Genomic DNA, 14,099 nt, shown 5'->3' with positions numbered 1-14,099 from the left:
GGCTTCCTAGCTTGGCCCGACCGCGTTGGCTCCGCTATCATCGGAGCACATGAGCGGGAGGTGAGGATGACTGGGAAATCGCCGTTCGAAGCACTGTCGGTCGAGACACTGGCGGGCCGTCTCGGTGCCAACGAGCCCCTATGTTCGCAGATCGGCAAGGATACGAGCCAGTGGAAGGTTCGTGAAGTCGGCGACGGCAATCTGAACCTGGTGTTCATCGTCGAGGGTGCTGAGGGTGCGGCCGTCGTCAAGCAGGCCCTGCCCTACGTCCGGCTGGTCGGCGACAGCTGGCCGCTGCCGCTAAAACGCTCCTTCTTCGAATACCATGCGCTGACGCGGCAACAGGCGCGGGCGCCGGGTTCGGTGCCCGATATCTATCACTTCGACGAAGGCCAGGCGCTGATCATCATGGAGTATCTGTCGCCGCACATTATCCTGCGGCGGGCGCTGATCGAAGGCCGGCAATTGCCCAATATCGCGACAGACATCGGCTTGTTCATGGCCCACACGTTGTTTCGCGGCTCCGACCTGCATATGGCGACCAAGGACCGCAAGGCCGATCTGGCACTGTTCGCCGACAATGTCGAACTCTGCGACATCACCGAGAACCTGGTTTTCTCGGATCCGTATTTCGATGCCAAGATGAACCGGCACACCAGCCCGCAGCTCGATGGCATTGTCGCCGAGCTGCGCGCCGACCGCGACCTCAAGGTCGAGGCGCAGCGCATGAAGCACATCTTCGCTGCCAATGCCGAGACGCTGCTGCATGGCGACCTGCATTCCGGCTCGATCATGGTCACCGACACCGAAACGCGGATGATCGACCCCGAATTCGCTTTCTACGGGCCGATCGCCTTCGACGTCGGCATGCTGCTCGCCAATTTCTGGATGGCGTTCTTCTCGCAGCGCGGCCATGAACAGGACGGAAGCCGCGACGCCATGCGTGACTATCTGCTCGGCGTTACGGTCGAGACATGGTCGGTGTTTCGCGCCGAGTTCTCGCATCTGTGGCGAACCGAGCGTACCGGCATGCTCTACCAGAAGAGCCTATTCGAAGATCAGGGCGACAGGCTTGGCGCCGAGCAGGCGCTAGACCACATGCTGCATTCGATCTGGACCGATCTGCTTGGCTTTGCCGGCGTCGAGGTTCACCGGCGAATTCTCGGACTTGCCCACAATGCCGATTTCGAGACTATTGCCGATCCGGATCTGCGCGCCAGATGTGAGGCAAAGGCGCTGAAATTCGGCCGTCACCTCGCCGTCAACCGGCGCCAGATCCACAGCATCGACGAGGTCAACCGGTTGGCCGCGCTGATCGAACGGGAGAGCAGGATTTGAACGTCGGCGACCGCCACTACCGCACCATCTGGCCGAGTGACGACGGGCGTTCGGTGGAGATCATCGACCAGCGCTGGCTGCCGCATGATTTCCGCATCGAAAAGATCGATACCGTCGCCGGCATCGCCACGGCAATCCGCGACATGTGGGTGCGCGGGGCGCCGCTGATCGGCGTCACCGCGGCCTATGGCGTCGCCATGCAGATGGCCGACGATCCGTCGGATGCAGCACTCGACGCCGTCTGGGCAACCTTGCACGAAACGCGCCCGACGGCGATCAATTTGCGCTGGGCGCTGAACGAAATGCAGCGCTTCCTGCTGACGCTTCCCCTGGCAGAACGTGCCGCGGCTGCCTATCGGCGTGCCGGCGAGATCGCCGACGAGGATGTCGGCCTCAACCGCGCCATCGGCGCCCATGGGCTCGAAATCATCAAGGCGATCGCGGCGCGCAAGCAGCCGGGCGAACCGGTCAATATTCTGACCCACTGCAACGCCGGCTGGCTGGCCACGGTCGACTACGGCACCGCCACCGCGCCGATCTATCTGGCGACGGAAGCCGGCATTCCAGTCCATGTCTATGTCGACGAAACACGACCCCGCAACCAGGGTGCCCAATTGACCGCCTGGGAGATGGCCGGCCACGGCGTGCCGCATACGCTGATCGTCGACAATGCCGGCGGCCATCTGATGCAGCGCGGCCAGATCGATATGGTCGTCGTCGGCACCGACAGGACCACCGCCGACGGCGATGTCTGCAATAAGATCGGTACCTATCTCAAGGCGCTTGCCGCCGACGACAACGACGTGCCGTTCTATGTCGCGCTGCCGTCGCCGACGATCGACTGGACTGTGGGCGACGGGCTGGCCGACATCCCGATCGAACAGCGCTCGCCCGACGAGGTCTCACTGGTCTGGGGCAAGACCGCTTCCGGCGAGATCGCCCAGGTCCGCGTATCGCCGGAAGCCACGCCGGCGGCCAATCCGGCCTTCGACGTGACGCCGGCGCGGCTGGTCACCGGCTTGATCACCGAACGCGGTGTCGCTACGGCCTCGCGCGAAGGCCTGAGGGCGATGTTTCCCGAGCGCGGATGATCCGCTTTGCCGAGAGGGCGCTCCGGATTTGCCTGATCTCACGATTTCTTGAACGCGGCACGGTTAAAAACGCCCGTTGCCTGTCCCACATGGACGGCCGTATGCGTAGCGGCGGGGCGGCGCCCAACGCTCGAAGCCGGGATTGCCCACGGCTCGGCGAGTGAACCAGCGGGATACCGCGATGTCATTCAGACCGTTGCTTGGTGACGGACGGGTTCGGAGCCAGGACGAGAAGTCGGAGCCCCTGCAAACCGCGTCATGGGTCAGCTCCTCGATCGTCTTCGACAACCGGCGGTGGGCGTGCCGGGAGGCGGAGCTCCGCTGGACAGCCCCTCATCATCTGATCGTGCTGACCGAAGAAGGCGGCACGTCCCATACATCCATCCGGCACGAGGCACGATCCCTTTACGACGGAATGGACCGTCCCGGAGCCCTCACCTTCGTCCCGGCAGGCGCGGAACGACAGGGCTTCTATCGCGATGTAAACCTCTCCTATTCAGCCCTGTGGATCGATCCCGATATCGGGCTTCCCGGATGCGAACGCCTGAGGAACCTGCCTATACTGGTAAACAAGAAAGACGCGGTCGTCGCCACGCTCTTGAGTTCGCTTCGTGACGAGATGGCACTCGGCCACAAGCCAGACACTGCCTATGTCGAGCATCTGGTCGCCCTCGTCAGTCTCCGCGTGGCCAACCTGAGCCGGGAGCAACCGCGGTTTGTACGTCACGGCTGTCTCAGCCGCCGGGCACTTGGTCGCGTTCGGGATTACATCGATGCGCATATGAATTCCGACATTTCGCTAAGCGAGCTGGCAGCCGCCGCGGGCATGGCCGTCGACAGTTTTGCGCGTCGCTTCAAGGCGACGACCGGCCTTGCACCCTACGCCTATGTGATCGAGGAACGGGTGCGGCGAGCGGAGGCGCTGCTGCGCGAAACGGGTTTGTCGATCGGTGTCATTGCCTTTCGGCTCGGCTTCTCAAGCCAGAGCCACTTCACCACGACCTTCCGACGTCTGAGGGGCATGACGCCTCGTGCCTATCGGGTGAATTCTTCTCCAGAATCCTGATAGTGCCGCCGGTTTCTTGAAAGAAAGCCGCCGCCCGCACTCCCACCTCCAGTGTCGTTGGGTGACAGAACCCGAGGGTTCGCTCGGGTCAAGTTGCCGTCTGCGCTTCATTGCGACTGGGAGATCATGCATGGCCAAAACGGACAACAGGAGCGGACCGACGCGTCGAATGGTATTGGAAGGCGGTGTTGCGACCGGGGTGCTCCTGGCTACCGGACTACCGGTTGACGCCGAGCCGGCCGAGACCGTCACGGCGGCTGCGTCGTCCTCACCACTACCGACGATGACGATGTCGTTACGGATCAACGCGAAGGATCTTGCCATCGAGCTCGACCCGCGGACGACGCTGCTCGACGCCCTGCGCAACCATCTCGGCCTCACCGGCTCGAAGAAGGGCTGCGACCACGGCCAGTGCGGCGCATGCACGGTGCTCGTCGATGGGCGCCGGATCAATTCCTGCCTGACGCTTGCCGCAATGCATCAAGGCGACGAGATCACCACGGTCGAGGGCCTTGCCGAGGGTGACCGGCTGCATCCGGTCCAGGCCGCCTTCGTCGCCCGCGACGGTTTCCAGTGCGGCTACTGTACGCCAGGCCAGATCTGCTCGGCGGTTGGCATGCTGGGCGAGGCGCGGGCCGGCTGGCCAAGCCATGCGAGCGCCGACGTGGCAGCGGCTTCCGTCGCTCTCACCGATGCCGAGATCCGCGAGCGGATGAGCGGCAACATCTGCCGTTGCGCCGCCTATCCGAACATTGTCGCTGCAATCCGCGACGCGGCAGAGGAGGCATGAGCAATGCAGTCCTTCACTTATGAACGTGCGACGAGTGCTGAGCAGGCGGCGGCCGCGGTTGCGGCCCGGCCGGACGCCAAGTTCATCAGCGGCGGTACCAACCTGCTCGACCTGATGAAGCTCGAGATCGAGCGCCCAGCGCATCTCGTCGACATCAGCCGGCTGCCGCTTGATCGGATCGAGGAGACGGCGGAAGGCGGGCTTCGGGTCGGCGCCCAGGTCCGCAATAGCAATCTCGCCGCCGACCCGCGGGTAAGGTCGCGCTACCCGATGCTCACGCAAGCGCTGCTGGCGGGAGCGTCCGGCCAGATACGCAACAAGGCCTCGACCAGCGGCAATCTCCTGCAGCGCACGCGCTGCCCCTATTTCTACGACCGCAACATGCCCTGCAACAAGCGCCAGCCGGGTTCGGGCTGCGCGGCACTTCAGGGCTTCAACCGCATGCACGCCGTACTCGGCGCGAGCGAAGCCTGCATCGCGGTCCATCCTTCTGACATGGCGGTCGCCATGTCCGGGCTCGACGCCAGGATCGAGACCGTCTCGCCCGGCGGCGAGACCCGTACGACCCCGATCGGCGATTTCCATCGATTGCCCGAGACGATGCCCCAGGTGGAGACCGTGCTCGGCCACGGCGAAATGGTCGTCGCGGTTGTCCTGCCGCCGCCGCCACCCGGCCGGCAGCTTTACCGCAAGGTGCGCGACCGTGCTTCCTACGCCTTCGCGCTGGTGTCCGTGGCAGCAATCGTCGAGAAAGGCGGCGACCGTATTCGAAGTGCTCGGATCGCCATGGGCGGCGTGGCAGCCAAGCCCTGGCGCGCGACGGAGGCGGAGCGCACGCTCGCAGGAGCGTCGGCGTCCGACGGTGCCTTTATCGACGCGGCCGAAGCCGCGCTCGCCGGAGCTGTCGGGCATGGCGCCAATGATTTCAAGATCCCGCTGGCGAAACGGACGATGCGGCACACGCTCGCTGCTGCCGTCGAGAGTGCGTGAGGTGACACGATGACAGAGACGACGACCCCGAACAGCGGTTCCCAGATGCAGGCGACGAGCAGGAGATCGATATGAAACTCACGCGACGCGCCGTTGCCGCCGCGGGTGGCGGCCTTTTTGTTTCTGCCGCAGCAGCTTGGGGCGCCACATCCGACCCGGGAGCTCGTCACGGACTCGAGGCCGCCGTCGACGCCTTCTTTGCCGGCTGGGCCTCTGGCGACTGGACGGCATTCCTTGATTGTTGCGATGAGACGATGACCTTCCAATTCCCTGTCGGCGAGCAACGAGGCCGACACGGACCACCGGAAGGCAAGCGGGCACTCGCAGCCTGGACCGCCGCGCATCAGGCGCAGGGAAACAGGATCACGAAATTGACCGTCGATCTCAAGCTCTTCGCCGCCGACTGGGTCATCGTCTGCGACCGCGGGAGCGGGACAATCGGTGGCGCGCCCTACACTGGCCTGCATGCGATCCTCATCCGGGCCGGCCCGACAGGGAGGCTGGTCGAATTTCGCGAGTATTTCGGCGAGATCGCCGCGTGAGCTCCGGCCGCCGCGCGACGAACATAAAGGTGCGAGGAAGCGGCGTCGTCGCGGCCTCGATGCTTCCGAACTCCAGATGAAAAATCTTTAGGTGACTTATGAACGAGACCATACCCGGACTGCCCGGCTCCGCCACCCATTCAAGGATGAAACCTCGTCCCGATGCTGGCATCATCGGGAGGCCGATCGACCGCATCGACGGTCCGCTCAAAGTGACGGGCGGCGCCACATACGCTTACGAGAATGAGCTGGATGGTACAGCCTATGGCTACATTCTCGGCGCCTCCGTCGCCAAGGGCCGCATCGCCGAGATCGACACGACCGAAGCCGAACGGGCGCCGGCAGTGCTGCTCGTCATCACGCACCGCAATGCGCCGGCCCAGCCGGATTTCGGCCCAACGGTCACGCCAACGGTGCCGGAGGTCTTCACGCGCCCCCGGCCCGCGCTCAACAGCGATCGAGTACGGTATTACGACGAGCCGGTCGCGCTGGTCGTTGCGGAGACGTTCGAGGCGGCACGCGCTGCTGCGGGCCTCATCAGAGTACGCTATGACGAGGAGCCGGGCCTCTACGATCTACCGGGACATATCGCCGACGCCTACGCGCCAAAGCGGACCAATGCCGGCTTCGAGACCGACAGCGTGGTCGGCGACTTCGAGCGCGCCTTTGCGACGGCGCCGATCAAGATCGATTCCACCTACGGGACCCCCTTCGAACATCACAATCCGATGGAGCCGCATGCGACGCTTGCTGCCTGGTCAGGCAACGAGCTGACGATCCGTACATCGGCGCAGACCCTCGCGAACTTCCGGGCCGGGGTCGCCAGCACGCTTCGCATCCCGCTCGAGCGAGTGCGCATCGTCAGCCCCTTCATCGGCGGAGGCTTCGGTTCCAAGCTGATTGCCCATGCCGACACGATCCTGGCCGCACTTGCAGCGCAGGTGCTGCAGCGCCCCGTGAAGATCGCGCTGACGCGACAACAGATGTTCGCCAATGCCGGTCATCGCGCAGAGATGGTCCAACAGGTACGTCTCGGCGCGGACACTGACGGGCGGCTCACCGGGATCGCGCACGATGTCTGGTCCGCAACGTCCAGCTTCGAGGAGTACTGCGAACAAACGGCAGTTTTTGCGCGCTCGCTCTACGCCGCGCCGAACCGTCTCACCCGCCATCGCCTGGTTCCGCTGGACATCAACCGCGGCGAATGGATGCGCTCGCCCGGCGAAGCGCCCGGCATGCTGGCTTTCGAATGCGCCATGGATGAGCTCGCCGAGCGCGCCGGTCTGGACCCGATCGAACTCAGGATCCGCAACGAACCGGCACAGGATCCCGAGCGCGGCGTGCCGTTCTCCACCCGCAATCTCGTCGCCTGCATGGAGGAAGGCGCCCGCCGTTTCGGCTGGGAGCGGAGAAACCCGACACCGGGCCGAACTCGGGAGGGCCGCAAGCTTATCGGCCACGGCATGGCGGCGGCGATCCGTCCGAACTATATCGGCGCGGCGACGGCGCGGGTTGCGATCGACCGGGACTGTCGGGTGACGGCGCGGCTCGACATGACCGATATTGGGACCGGCACCTATACGATCCTGACCCAGATTGCCGCCGAGAGCCTCGGCCTGCCGATCTCGTCCGTCAAGGTGGAGCTCGGCGACAGCCGCTTCCCGCGTACCGCCGGCTCCGGCGGGTCCTGGGGCGCAGCAAGTGCGGGTTCGGCCTTGTATAATGCGTGCAACGTCCTCAAGGAACGGATCCTGGAGGCGGCGCAGTCGAACGAAGCCTCGCCGTTGCGCGGCGCGAACGCCACCGAGGCAAGCTTTGCCGACGGCGAGGTCAGGGTCGGCCAGCGATCGGCGAGCCTGGCCGATCTTATCCGAGGGATCTCTCCCGACGGGCTCGAAGCCGAAGGCTCCGTAGCCGCGGGCGCCACCACCCAGTCATACAAGACCTATTCGCAGCATTCCTATGGCGCGCATTTCGCAGAGGTCGCTGTCGATTGCGATACCGGTGAAATCCGGATGCGCCGGATGCTGGCTGTGATCGGCGCGGGCCGTATCCTCAACGCCAAGACCGCGCGCTCGCAAATCATCGGCGGCATGACCTGGGGGATCGGTGCAGCGCTGATGGAGCAGACGGTGCTCGACCCGCGCTACGGCCACTTCGTCAATCACGATCTTGCCGAGTATCATGTGCCGGTCAATGGCGATGTCCCCGATATGGAGGTCGCCTTCCTCGAGGAAGACGACGACAAGGCCAACCCGCTTGGCGCAAAGGGTCTCGGCGAGCTCGGCGTGTGCGGTGCGGGGGCTGCTGTCGTCAACGCCGTTTACAACGCGGCCGGCGTGCGAGTGCGTGAATTTCCCATCACCTTGGACAAGGTGCTGCCTGCCTTACCGGTGATCGCCATTTGACGCTCTCCTCCCTCGCCCTCAACGGTGACCAGGTCGAAACGAATCGCTATTTCTGCGCCATCGACGACGACGCCGGTGGTTGACAGCGCTTTCCGGCCCTTCCATACAAACGCCCTCAATGTTCTCAGGGCGGGGTGAAAGTCCCCACCGGCGGTAAGGGTCTCGGCCCAAGCCCGCGAGCGCTTTCCGGTTAGCCGGAGGGGTCAGCAGATCCGGTGTGATTCCGGAGCCGACGGTCACAGTCCGGATGGAAGAGAACGAAATGGAAGACGGTCCGCTTTCGCGGTTCGGACTCCGTATCGTGCGTCCTGATTCTGGTTCGAAACGGAAGGATGGACCCATGAATCAGCATTCCCACAACGACTATGAAACGATCCGCGTTGCCGTCATTCGCGCGCGTTGGCATGCCGATATCGTCGACCAATGCGTTGAAGCATTCGAGGCGGAACTGGCGGTTCTCGGAGAGAAACGCTTTGCCGTCGATGTCTTCGATGTGCCTGGCGCTTATGAGATTCCCCTGCATGCAAAGACGCTTGCCGTGACCGGCCGCTATGCCGCTATCCTCGGCGCCGCGTTCGTCGTCAATGGCGGCATCTACCGGCACGAGTTTGTTGCAAGCGCGGTCATCGACGGCATGATGAATGTGCAATTGTCGACTGGCGTGCCGGTGCTTTCGGCGGTGCTGACGCCGCACAACTACCATGACAGCGCGGACCATCACCGCTTCTTCTTCGAGCATTTCAAGGTCAAGGGCAAAGAGGCGGCCAGTGCCTGCATGCAACTGCTGGCAGTACGCGAACACATCGCGGCGTGAAACCTCCACCGCCGGGTGGAAATCCCGGTAAGGCGCTGTAGTATCTCACGAAGCAGGAGGATGCCGGTGCAGACCAAGAAGATCATCAATGACGGCAATCGCTCCGTCGACGAGATGCTGGAGGGCATCCTGGCTGCGCATCCGCGCCATCTCAAAAGCGCGGAGGGAAGTCCGCGCTCGATCATCGCCCGCGACGGGCCTCGCCAGGGCAAGGTCGGCCTCGTCATCGGCGGTGGCTCCGGCCACGAGCCGACATTCCTCGGCTTCGTCGGCAAGGGGCTGGTCGACGCGGCCGCGATCGGCAATGTCTTCGCCTCGCCGCCGCCGGACCCGATCCTCGAATGCGCCAAGGCGGCCAGCGGCGGCGCCGGCGTGCTGTTCATGTACGGCAATTATGCCGGCGACGTGATGAATTTCGACATGGCCGCCGAAATGGCGGCAATGGACGACATCGAGGTGCGTACCGTGCTGACCACCGACGATGTCGCCTCGGCGCCACGCGACCAGAGGCAGAAGCGACGCGGCGTCGCCGGCAATTTCTTCATCTTCAAGGCCGCCGGTGCCGCCTGCGACCGAATGCTCTCTTTCGACGAGTGCGAGCGCATCGCCAGGAAGGCCAACGATCACACCTTCACCATGGGCGTGGCGCTGTCGCCCTGCTCGTTGCCGCAGACCCGCCGGCCCAATTTCGAGATCGGGCCGGACGAGATGGAGATCGGCATGGGCATCCATGGCGAGCCAGGCATCGCGCGCGGAAAATTGAAAACCGCCGACGAGATCACCGACGAGATGCTGGACAATATCCTCGACGAGATGGCGCCGGCGCGCGGCGACAAGGTCGCGGTGCTGGTCGATTCGCTCGGCTCGACGCCGCTGATGGAACTCTACATCATGAATCGGCGGGTCAAGCAGAGGCTCGACGACATCGGCGTTTCCGTCCACGCGACCTGGGTCGGCAATTACTGCACCTCTCTCGAAATGGCCGGCGCCTCGGTGACGCTGATGCATCTCGACGGCGAGTTGCAGGCGATGCTCGACCATCCTTGCGACTGCGCCATGTTCCGCGCCGGCTGAGAAAGCATCATGACCTCGATCGATTCAGTCGGCTTGAAAAGAATGTTCGATGAGATCGCGGCGGCGATCGATGCCGACAAGGACCGGCTCTGCCAACTCGACGGCGTCATCGGCGACGCCGACCATGGCATCGCCATGGCACTAGGCTTCACTGCTGCGCGCGATGCACTAGCGCAACTCGACCTCGCGGCGACCGAGCCGACGGCGCTGCTCAACACTGCGGCGAAATCCTTCCTCAACGCGGTCGGCGCCTCGTCAGGCCCGCTCTATGCGACCGCCTTCATGCGCGGTGCCGCCGCCGTCAAAGGCAAGGCAATTCTGGAGGACGCTGACATCATCGCCATGCTCCGGGCGATGGCGCAAGGCATCCAGGATCGCGGCAAGGCCGAGCTCGGCGAAAAGACCATGGTCGACGCCTGGCTGCCGGCGGCGCAAGCAGCGGGTGCCGCGCAGCAAGCCGGCAAGAGCCTGTGCGAGAGCCTGGAAGCCGCACTCGCCGCAGCCGAACAAGGCGCCGAGACGACCAAGGGCATGATCGCCGCCAAGGGCCGCTCATCGCGGCTCGGCGAGCGCTCGCTCGGGCATATGGACCCCGGCGCCGCGTCGGCCGTGACGATCATCAGGGCGATGCGGAACAGTCTGGCTTAGCCCCGCTTCGCCGCGTCGAGCCTTTCGATGGCCTGGACATTGCCGGCCGATGGTCCCTTCTCATCGAATTCCGATGCGAGCCAGGCGTCGACGATCGACTTGGCCAGTTCCGGGCCGATGACGCGCGCGCCCATGGTGATGATCTGGGCGTTGTTGGATTTCGCGGCGCGCTCTGCCGAATAGGTGTCGTGGGTGAGTGCGGCGCGAATGCCGGGCACCTTGTTGGCGGATATGGATACGCCGATGCCGGTGCCGCAAAACAGGATGCCGCGATCGTTTTCGCCGTCCAGGATGGTCTGCGCGAGCTTCTGTGACAGGTCGGCATAGTAGCCCGACTGGCTGAGGTCGCTAACCGTGAGGCCGGGCTTGGTAGCGAGGTGAGCGGCAATGACGTCGAGCAGCGGCTTGCCGGCGCTATCAGCTCCAATGGCAATTTTCATGTTCCGTTTCCTTCCTGTTTGATGATTCAGATCGCCGCCGAGGCGCGCTTGAGGATGTCGACATAGCCGTCCGCCTGCCAGGCCGAGCGGCCGATGAACAAGCCGTCGATGTTGGGCTGGCCGACCAGTTCGGCGGCATTTTGCGGATTGACGCTGCCGCCATAAAGCACCGGCGGCACCATCGGCAGCAGGTCGCGTGCGATTTTCTTGATTAGCGCCTGCTGCCTGTCGGCATAGTCCGAACTGGCCGGCACGCCCTTGTCGCCGATCGCCCAGACGGGCTCATAGGCAAACAGGATCGTCGCCGCCTTCGCCGCGCCTTCGAGAAACTGCAGCGCGCCGTGCACCTGCAAGGCCAGCACCGCAGCGGCCTGCCCGCTGTCGCGTTGAGCCAAGGTCTCGCCGACGCAGATGAGTGGCACGAGACCGTGCTTCACCGCCGCCGCAGTCTTCAGCCCGACAGCCTTGTCGGTCTCGCCGAAATGCTCGCGCCGTTCGCTGTGGCCGAGCTCGACCATGTCGAGCCCGCAGTCTTTCAGCATGACCGGCGAGATCTCGCCGGTCCAGGCGCCGGCGTCGGTCCAATGCATGTTCTGCGCGCCGACCTTGATGCGCGTCGGCGACAGCGCTTTCTTGACCTCGCGGATCGCCGTGAAGGGCGGGATGACGAAAGGCTGGATGCGCTCGTCGAAACCGGGGACGAACTCCGCCAGCGCCTCGGCGAAAGCCATCGCCTCGGCGAGCGTCTTGTTCATTTTCCAGCTGGTGCCGACCCAATAAACCATGCGTGCCCTCCTATTCTGCGATCACTGTCAGCGAAACGCCGGCACCATCCAGCGCGGCGCGCATCTGCGGCTGCGGCTCGCGGCCGGTGAAGACCGTGTCAAAGGCCTTGAGATCTGTCAGGAAGTGCAAGGCAGTGCGGCCGAATTTCCCATGATCGACCAGCAGATATTTGCGCGCTGCTGCGGCCATCATCAGCCGTTTGGTCTGGACCACTTCCTGATCCTGGTGAAAGGCAGAGGCACCATGGATGGCCGATGACGACAGGAACGCGACATCGGCGCGCAATGATTTCAGCGTGTCCTCGGCGAGCAGGCCGAAGAAGCCGTGAAACTTCTTGTTGTATTGGCCGCCGAGCGCAATCAGGTTGATGCCGGCAACGCCCGCCAAATCCTGGATGACAGCCAGATTGTTCGAGATCACCGTCAGCGGACGCAGATCGGCAAGATGCCGAGCAACGCCGCCCGCGGTTGAGCCGTCGTCGATGATCACCGTCTGACCCGGTTCGATCATCGTCACGGCAGCGGCGGCGATGCGCTTCTTTTCGTCGCCGGCCAGCCGCTGGCGGTAGCGGAAATCGCTCTCGAAAAGGCTGCTCGGCTGGATCGAGGCGCCGCCGCGCACCTTGCGCAGGAAGCCGCTTTCCTCGAGCTCGTCGAGGTCGCGGTGGACAGTCATCTTTGACACGCCGAAGCGTGAGGCAAGATCGTCGACACTGGCGGTGCCGATGTCCATCAGAAAATCCATGATGCCTTGCCGACGGCCGTCGCTCTTCATTTCCGCGGCTTCCTCGTGCAATCCGGTTCCGAGATATAACAGCAAACGTCGCACAAGCCACCAAATTTTTTGTGATAATGTTATATCTCCATGGGATATCATGACGCTTCTGCTCGCGTCCTGTAACAAGAATTGCTGCCGGCCGAGCGCCCAGCGGTTGCGGTGCCGCGGAAATCCGGCCAGAAGCATCAGGGGCTCGACGACAACCGAACGGCCCGCAAACACTGGCTCGAAACCGGATACGGGAGACTACTGAGTGGCTCGCATCACACTGAGACAATTGCTCGATCATGCCGCCGAATACGGCTACGGCGTGCCTGCCTTCAACATGAACAATATGGAACAGGGCCTCGCCATCATGGAGGCAGCCGAGGAGACCAAATCGCCGGTTATCCTGCAGGCGAGCCGCGGCGCGCGAGCCTACGCCAACGATGTGGTGCTGGCCAAGCTGATCGACGCGCTGGTCGAAATCCATCCCGATATCCCGGTCTGCATGCATCTCGACCATGGCAACAACGAAGCGACCTGCGTCACCGCGATCCAGCACGGCTTCACCTCCGTGATGATGGACGGATCGCTGAGGGAAGACGGCAAGACGCCGGCCGACTACGCCTATAATTCCGGCATCACCCGCCGCGTCGTCGACATGGCGCATTGGGGCGGCGTCTCGGTGGAAGGCGAGATCGGCGTCCTTGGATCGCTTGAGATGGGCGGCGGCGAGCAGGAAGACGGCCATGGCGTCGAGGGCGTCATCAGCCACGACCAGCTGCTGACCGACCCGGTGCAGGCCGAACAATTCGTGCGCGACACCCGTGTCGATGCGCTGGCCGTCGCCATGGGCACCAGCCACGGCGCCTACAAGTTCAGCCGCAAGCCGGACGGCGCTGTGCTGGCCATGAACGTCATCGAGGAAATCCACCGCCGTCTGCCGAGCATGCATCTCGTCATGCACGGCTCGTCCTCGGTGCCAGAGGAGTTGCAGGAGATCATCAACAAATATGGCGGCCAGATGAAGCCGACATGGGGCGTGCCGGTCGAAGAGATCCAGCGCGGCATCAAGCACGGGGTGCGCAAGATCAATATCGATACCGACAACCGCATGGCGCTGACCGGCGCAATCCGCAAGGTGCTGACCGAGAACCCGAGCGAATTCGATCCGCGCAAATATCTGACGCCGGCAATGGCCGCGATGCGGAAGCTGTGCAAGGAGCGCTTCGAGCAGTTCGGCACCGCCGGCAACGCACCGAAGATCAAGCCGCTGCCGCTGTCGGAAATGGCCAAGCGCTACAAGTCCGGAAGCCTCGATCCGAAATTTGGCTGACGTATTCCGGTTCTGAG

General features: G+C 63.9%; 14 protein-coding genes and 1 riboswitch. Of the genes, 11 read left to right on the top strand and 3 right to left on the bottom strand.

What is annotated here, in order from left to right:
* Positions 1–66: 66 nt before the first annotated feature.
* From mtnK to dhaL, 10 genes are all read left to right on the top strand, one after another.
* Positions 67–1,338 carry an S-methyl-5-thioribose kinase gene (mtnK, locus tag NKJ32_RS16480; protein ID WP_352590258.1) on the top strand — a complete coding sequence of 424 codons (1,272 nt, stop codon included), beginning with the start codon at positions 67–69 and terminating at the stop codon, positions 1,336–1,338.
* On the top strand, positions 1,335–2,429 hold the full coding sequence (gene mtnA / locus NKJ32_RS16475; RefSeq protein WP_352455228.1) for an S-methyl-5-thioribose-1-phosphate isomerase: 1,095 nt from the start codon (positions 1,335–1,337) through the stop codon (positions 2,427–2,429). The genes mtnK and mtnA overlap by 4 nt, the downstream gene beginning before the upstream one ends.
* 181 nt (positions 2,430–2,610) lie before the next feature.
* Positions 2,611–3,495, top strand: a complete 885-nt coding sequence (locus NKJ32_RS16470) for a helix-turn-helix domain-containing protein (protein WP_031211585.1) — start codon at positions 2,611–2,613, stop codon at positions 3,493–3,495.
* Positions 3,496–3,625: 130 nt separating this feature from the next.
* Positions 3,626–4,285 (top strand): 2Fe-2S iron-sulfur cluster-binding protein, encoded by a 660-nt coding sequence (locus NKJ32_RS16465; protein WP_023676008.1) that lies wholly within the window; start codon positions 3,626–3,628, stop codon positions 4,283–4,285.
* Positions 4,286–4,288: 3 nt separating this feature from the next.
* A complete protein-coding gene (locus NKJ32_RS16460; protein WP_023676009.1) occupies positions 4,289–5,275 on the top strand; it encodes an FAD binding domain-containing protein in 987 nt (328 codons plus the stop codon).
* 71 nt (positions 5,276–5,346) lie between these two features.
* Complete coding sequence (locus tag NKJ32_RS16455) at positions 5,347–5,817, top strand: nuclear transport factor 2 family protein (protein WP_352786818.1); 471 nt, start codon at positions 5,347–5,349, stop codon at positions 5,815–5,817.
* 146 nt (positions 5,818–5,963) lie between these two features.
* Positions 5,964–8,225, top strand: coding sequence for a xanthine dehydrogenase family protein molybdopterin-binding subunit (locus NKJ32_RS16450; RefSeq protein ID WP_352828084.1), 2,262 nt, complete (start codon positions 5,964–5,966; stop codon positions 8,223–8,225).
* A 116-nt stretch (positions 8,226–8,341) separates the two neighbouring features.
* A riboswitch (FMN riboswitch) is annotated at positions 8,342–8,488 on the top strand.
* A 77-nt stretch (positions 8,489–8,565) separates the two neighbouring features.
* Positions 8,566–9,039 carry a 6,7-dimethyl-8-ribityllumazine synthase gene (locus NKJ32_RS16445; protein WP_352828067.1) on the top strand — a complete coding sequence of 158 codons (474 nt, stop codon included), beginning with the start codon at positions 8,566–8,568 and terminating at the stop codon, positions 9,037–9,039.
* A 66-nt stretch (positions 9,040–9,105) separates the two neighbouring features.
* Entirely contained in the window at positions 9,106–10,113 is a 1,008-nt protein-coding gene (locus NKJ32_RS16440) for a dihydroxyacetone kinase subunit DhaK (RefSeq protein ID WP_352704657.1), read from the top strand.
* Positions 10,114–10,122: 9 nt separating this feature from the next.
* A complete protein-coding gene (gene dhaL, locus NKJ32_RS16435) occupies positions 10,123–10,761 on the top strand; it encodes a dihydroxyacetone kinase subunit DhaL (RefSeq protein WP_352704655.1) in 639 nt (212 codons plus the stop codon).
* On the opposite strand, the gene derI is transcribed toward dhaL, so the two are convergent.
* Genes derI through NKJ32_RS16420 form a run of 3 tightly spaced genes read right to left on the bottom strand, consistent with a single transcriptional unit; the run spans position 10,758 to position 12,761 of the window.
* Complete coding sequence (gene derI / locus NKJ32_RS16430) at positions 10,758–11,201, bottom strand: D-erythrulose-4-phosphate isomerase (protein WP_352704653.1); 444 nt, start codon at positions 11,199–11,201, stop codon at positions 10,758–10,760. The genes dhaL and derI overlap by 4 nt on opposite strands.
* 26 nt (positions 11,202–11,227) lie before the next feature.
* A complete protein-coding gene (locus NKJ32_RS16425) occupies positions 11,228–11,986 on the bottom strand; it encodes a triose-phosphate isomerase (RefSeq protein ID WP_023676016.1) in 759 nt (252 codons plus the stop codon).
* A 10-nt stretch (positions 11,987–11,996) separates the two neighbouring features.
* Positions 11,997–12,761: a DeoR/GlpR family DNA-binding transcription regulator gene (locus tag NKJ32_RS16420; RefSeq protein ID WP_023676017.1), complete on the bottom strand. Its 765-nt coding sequence runs from the start codon at positions 12,759–12,761 to the stop codon at positions 11,997–11,999.
* Positions 12,762–13,017: 256 nt separating this feature from the next.
* Here NKJ32_RS16420 and fba point away from each other — a divergent pair, with 256 nt between their 5' ends.
* Entirely contained in the window at positions 13,018–14,082 is a 1,065-nt protein-coding gene (gene fba, locus NKJ32_RS16415) for a class II fructose-bisphosphate aldolase (RefSeq protein ID WP_023676018.1), read from the top strand.
* Positions 14,083–14,099 lie beyond the last annotated feature (17 nt).

It is taken from the genome of Mesorhizobium sp. M0159, from assembly GCF_040322295.1.
Lineage (GTDB): Bacteria > Pseudomonadota > Alphaproteobacteria > Rhizobiales > Rhizobiaceae > Mesorhizobium.
Note: the sequence above shows the minus strand (reverse complement) of the source record. Positions and strands in the feature narration are given on the sequence as shown.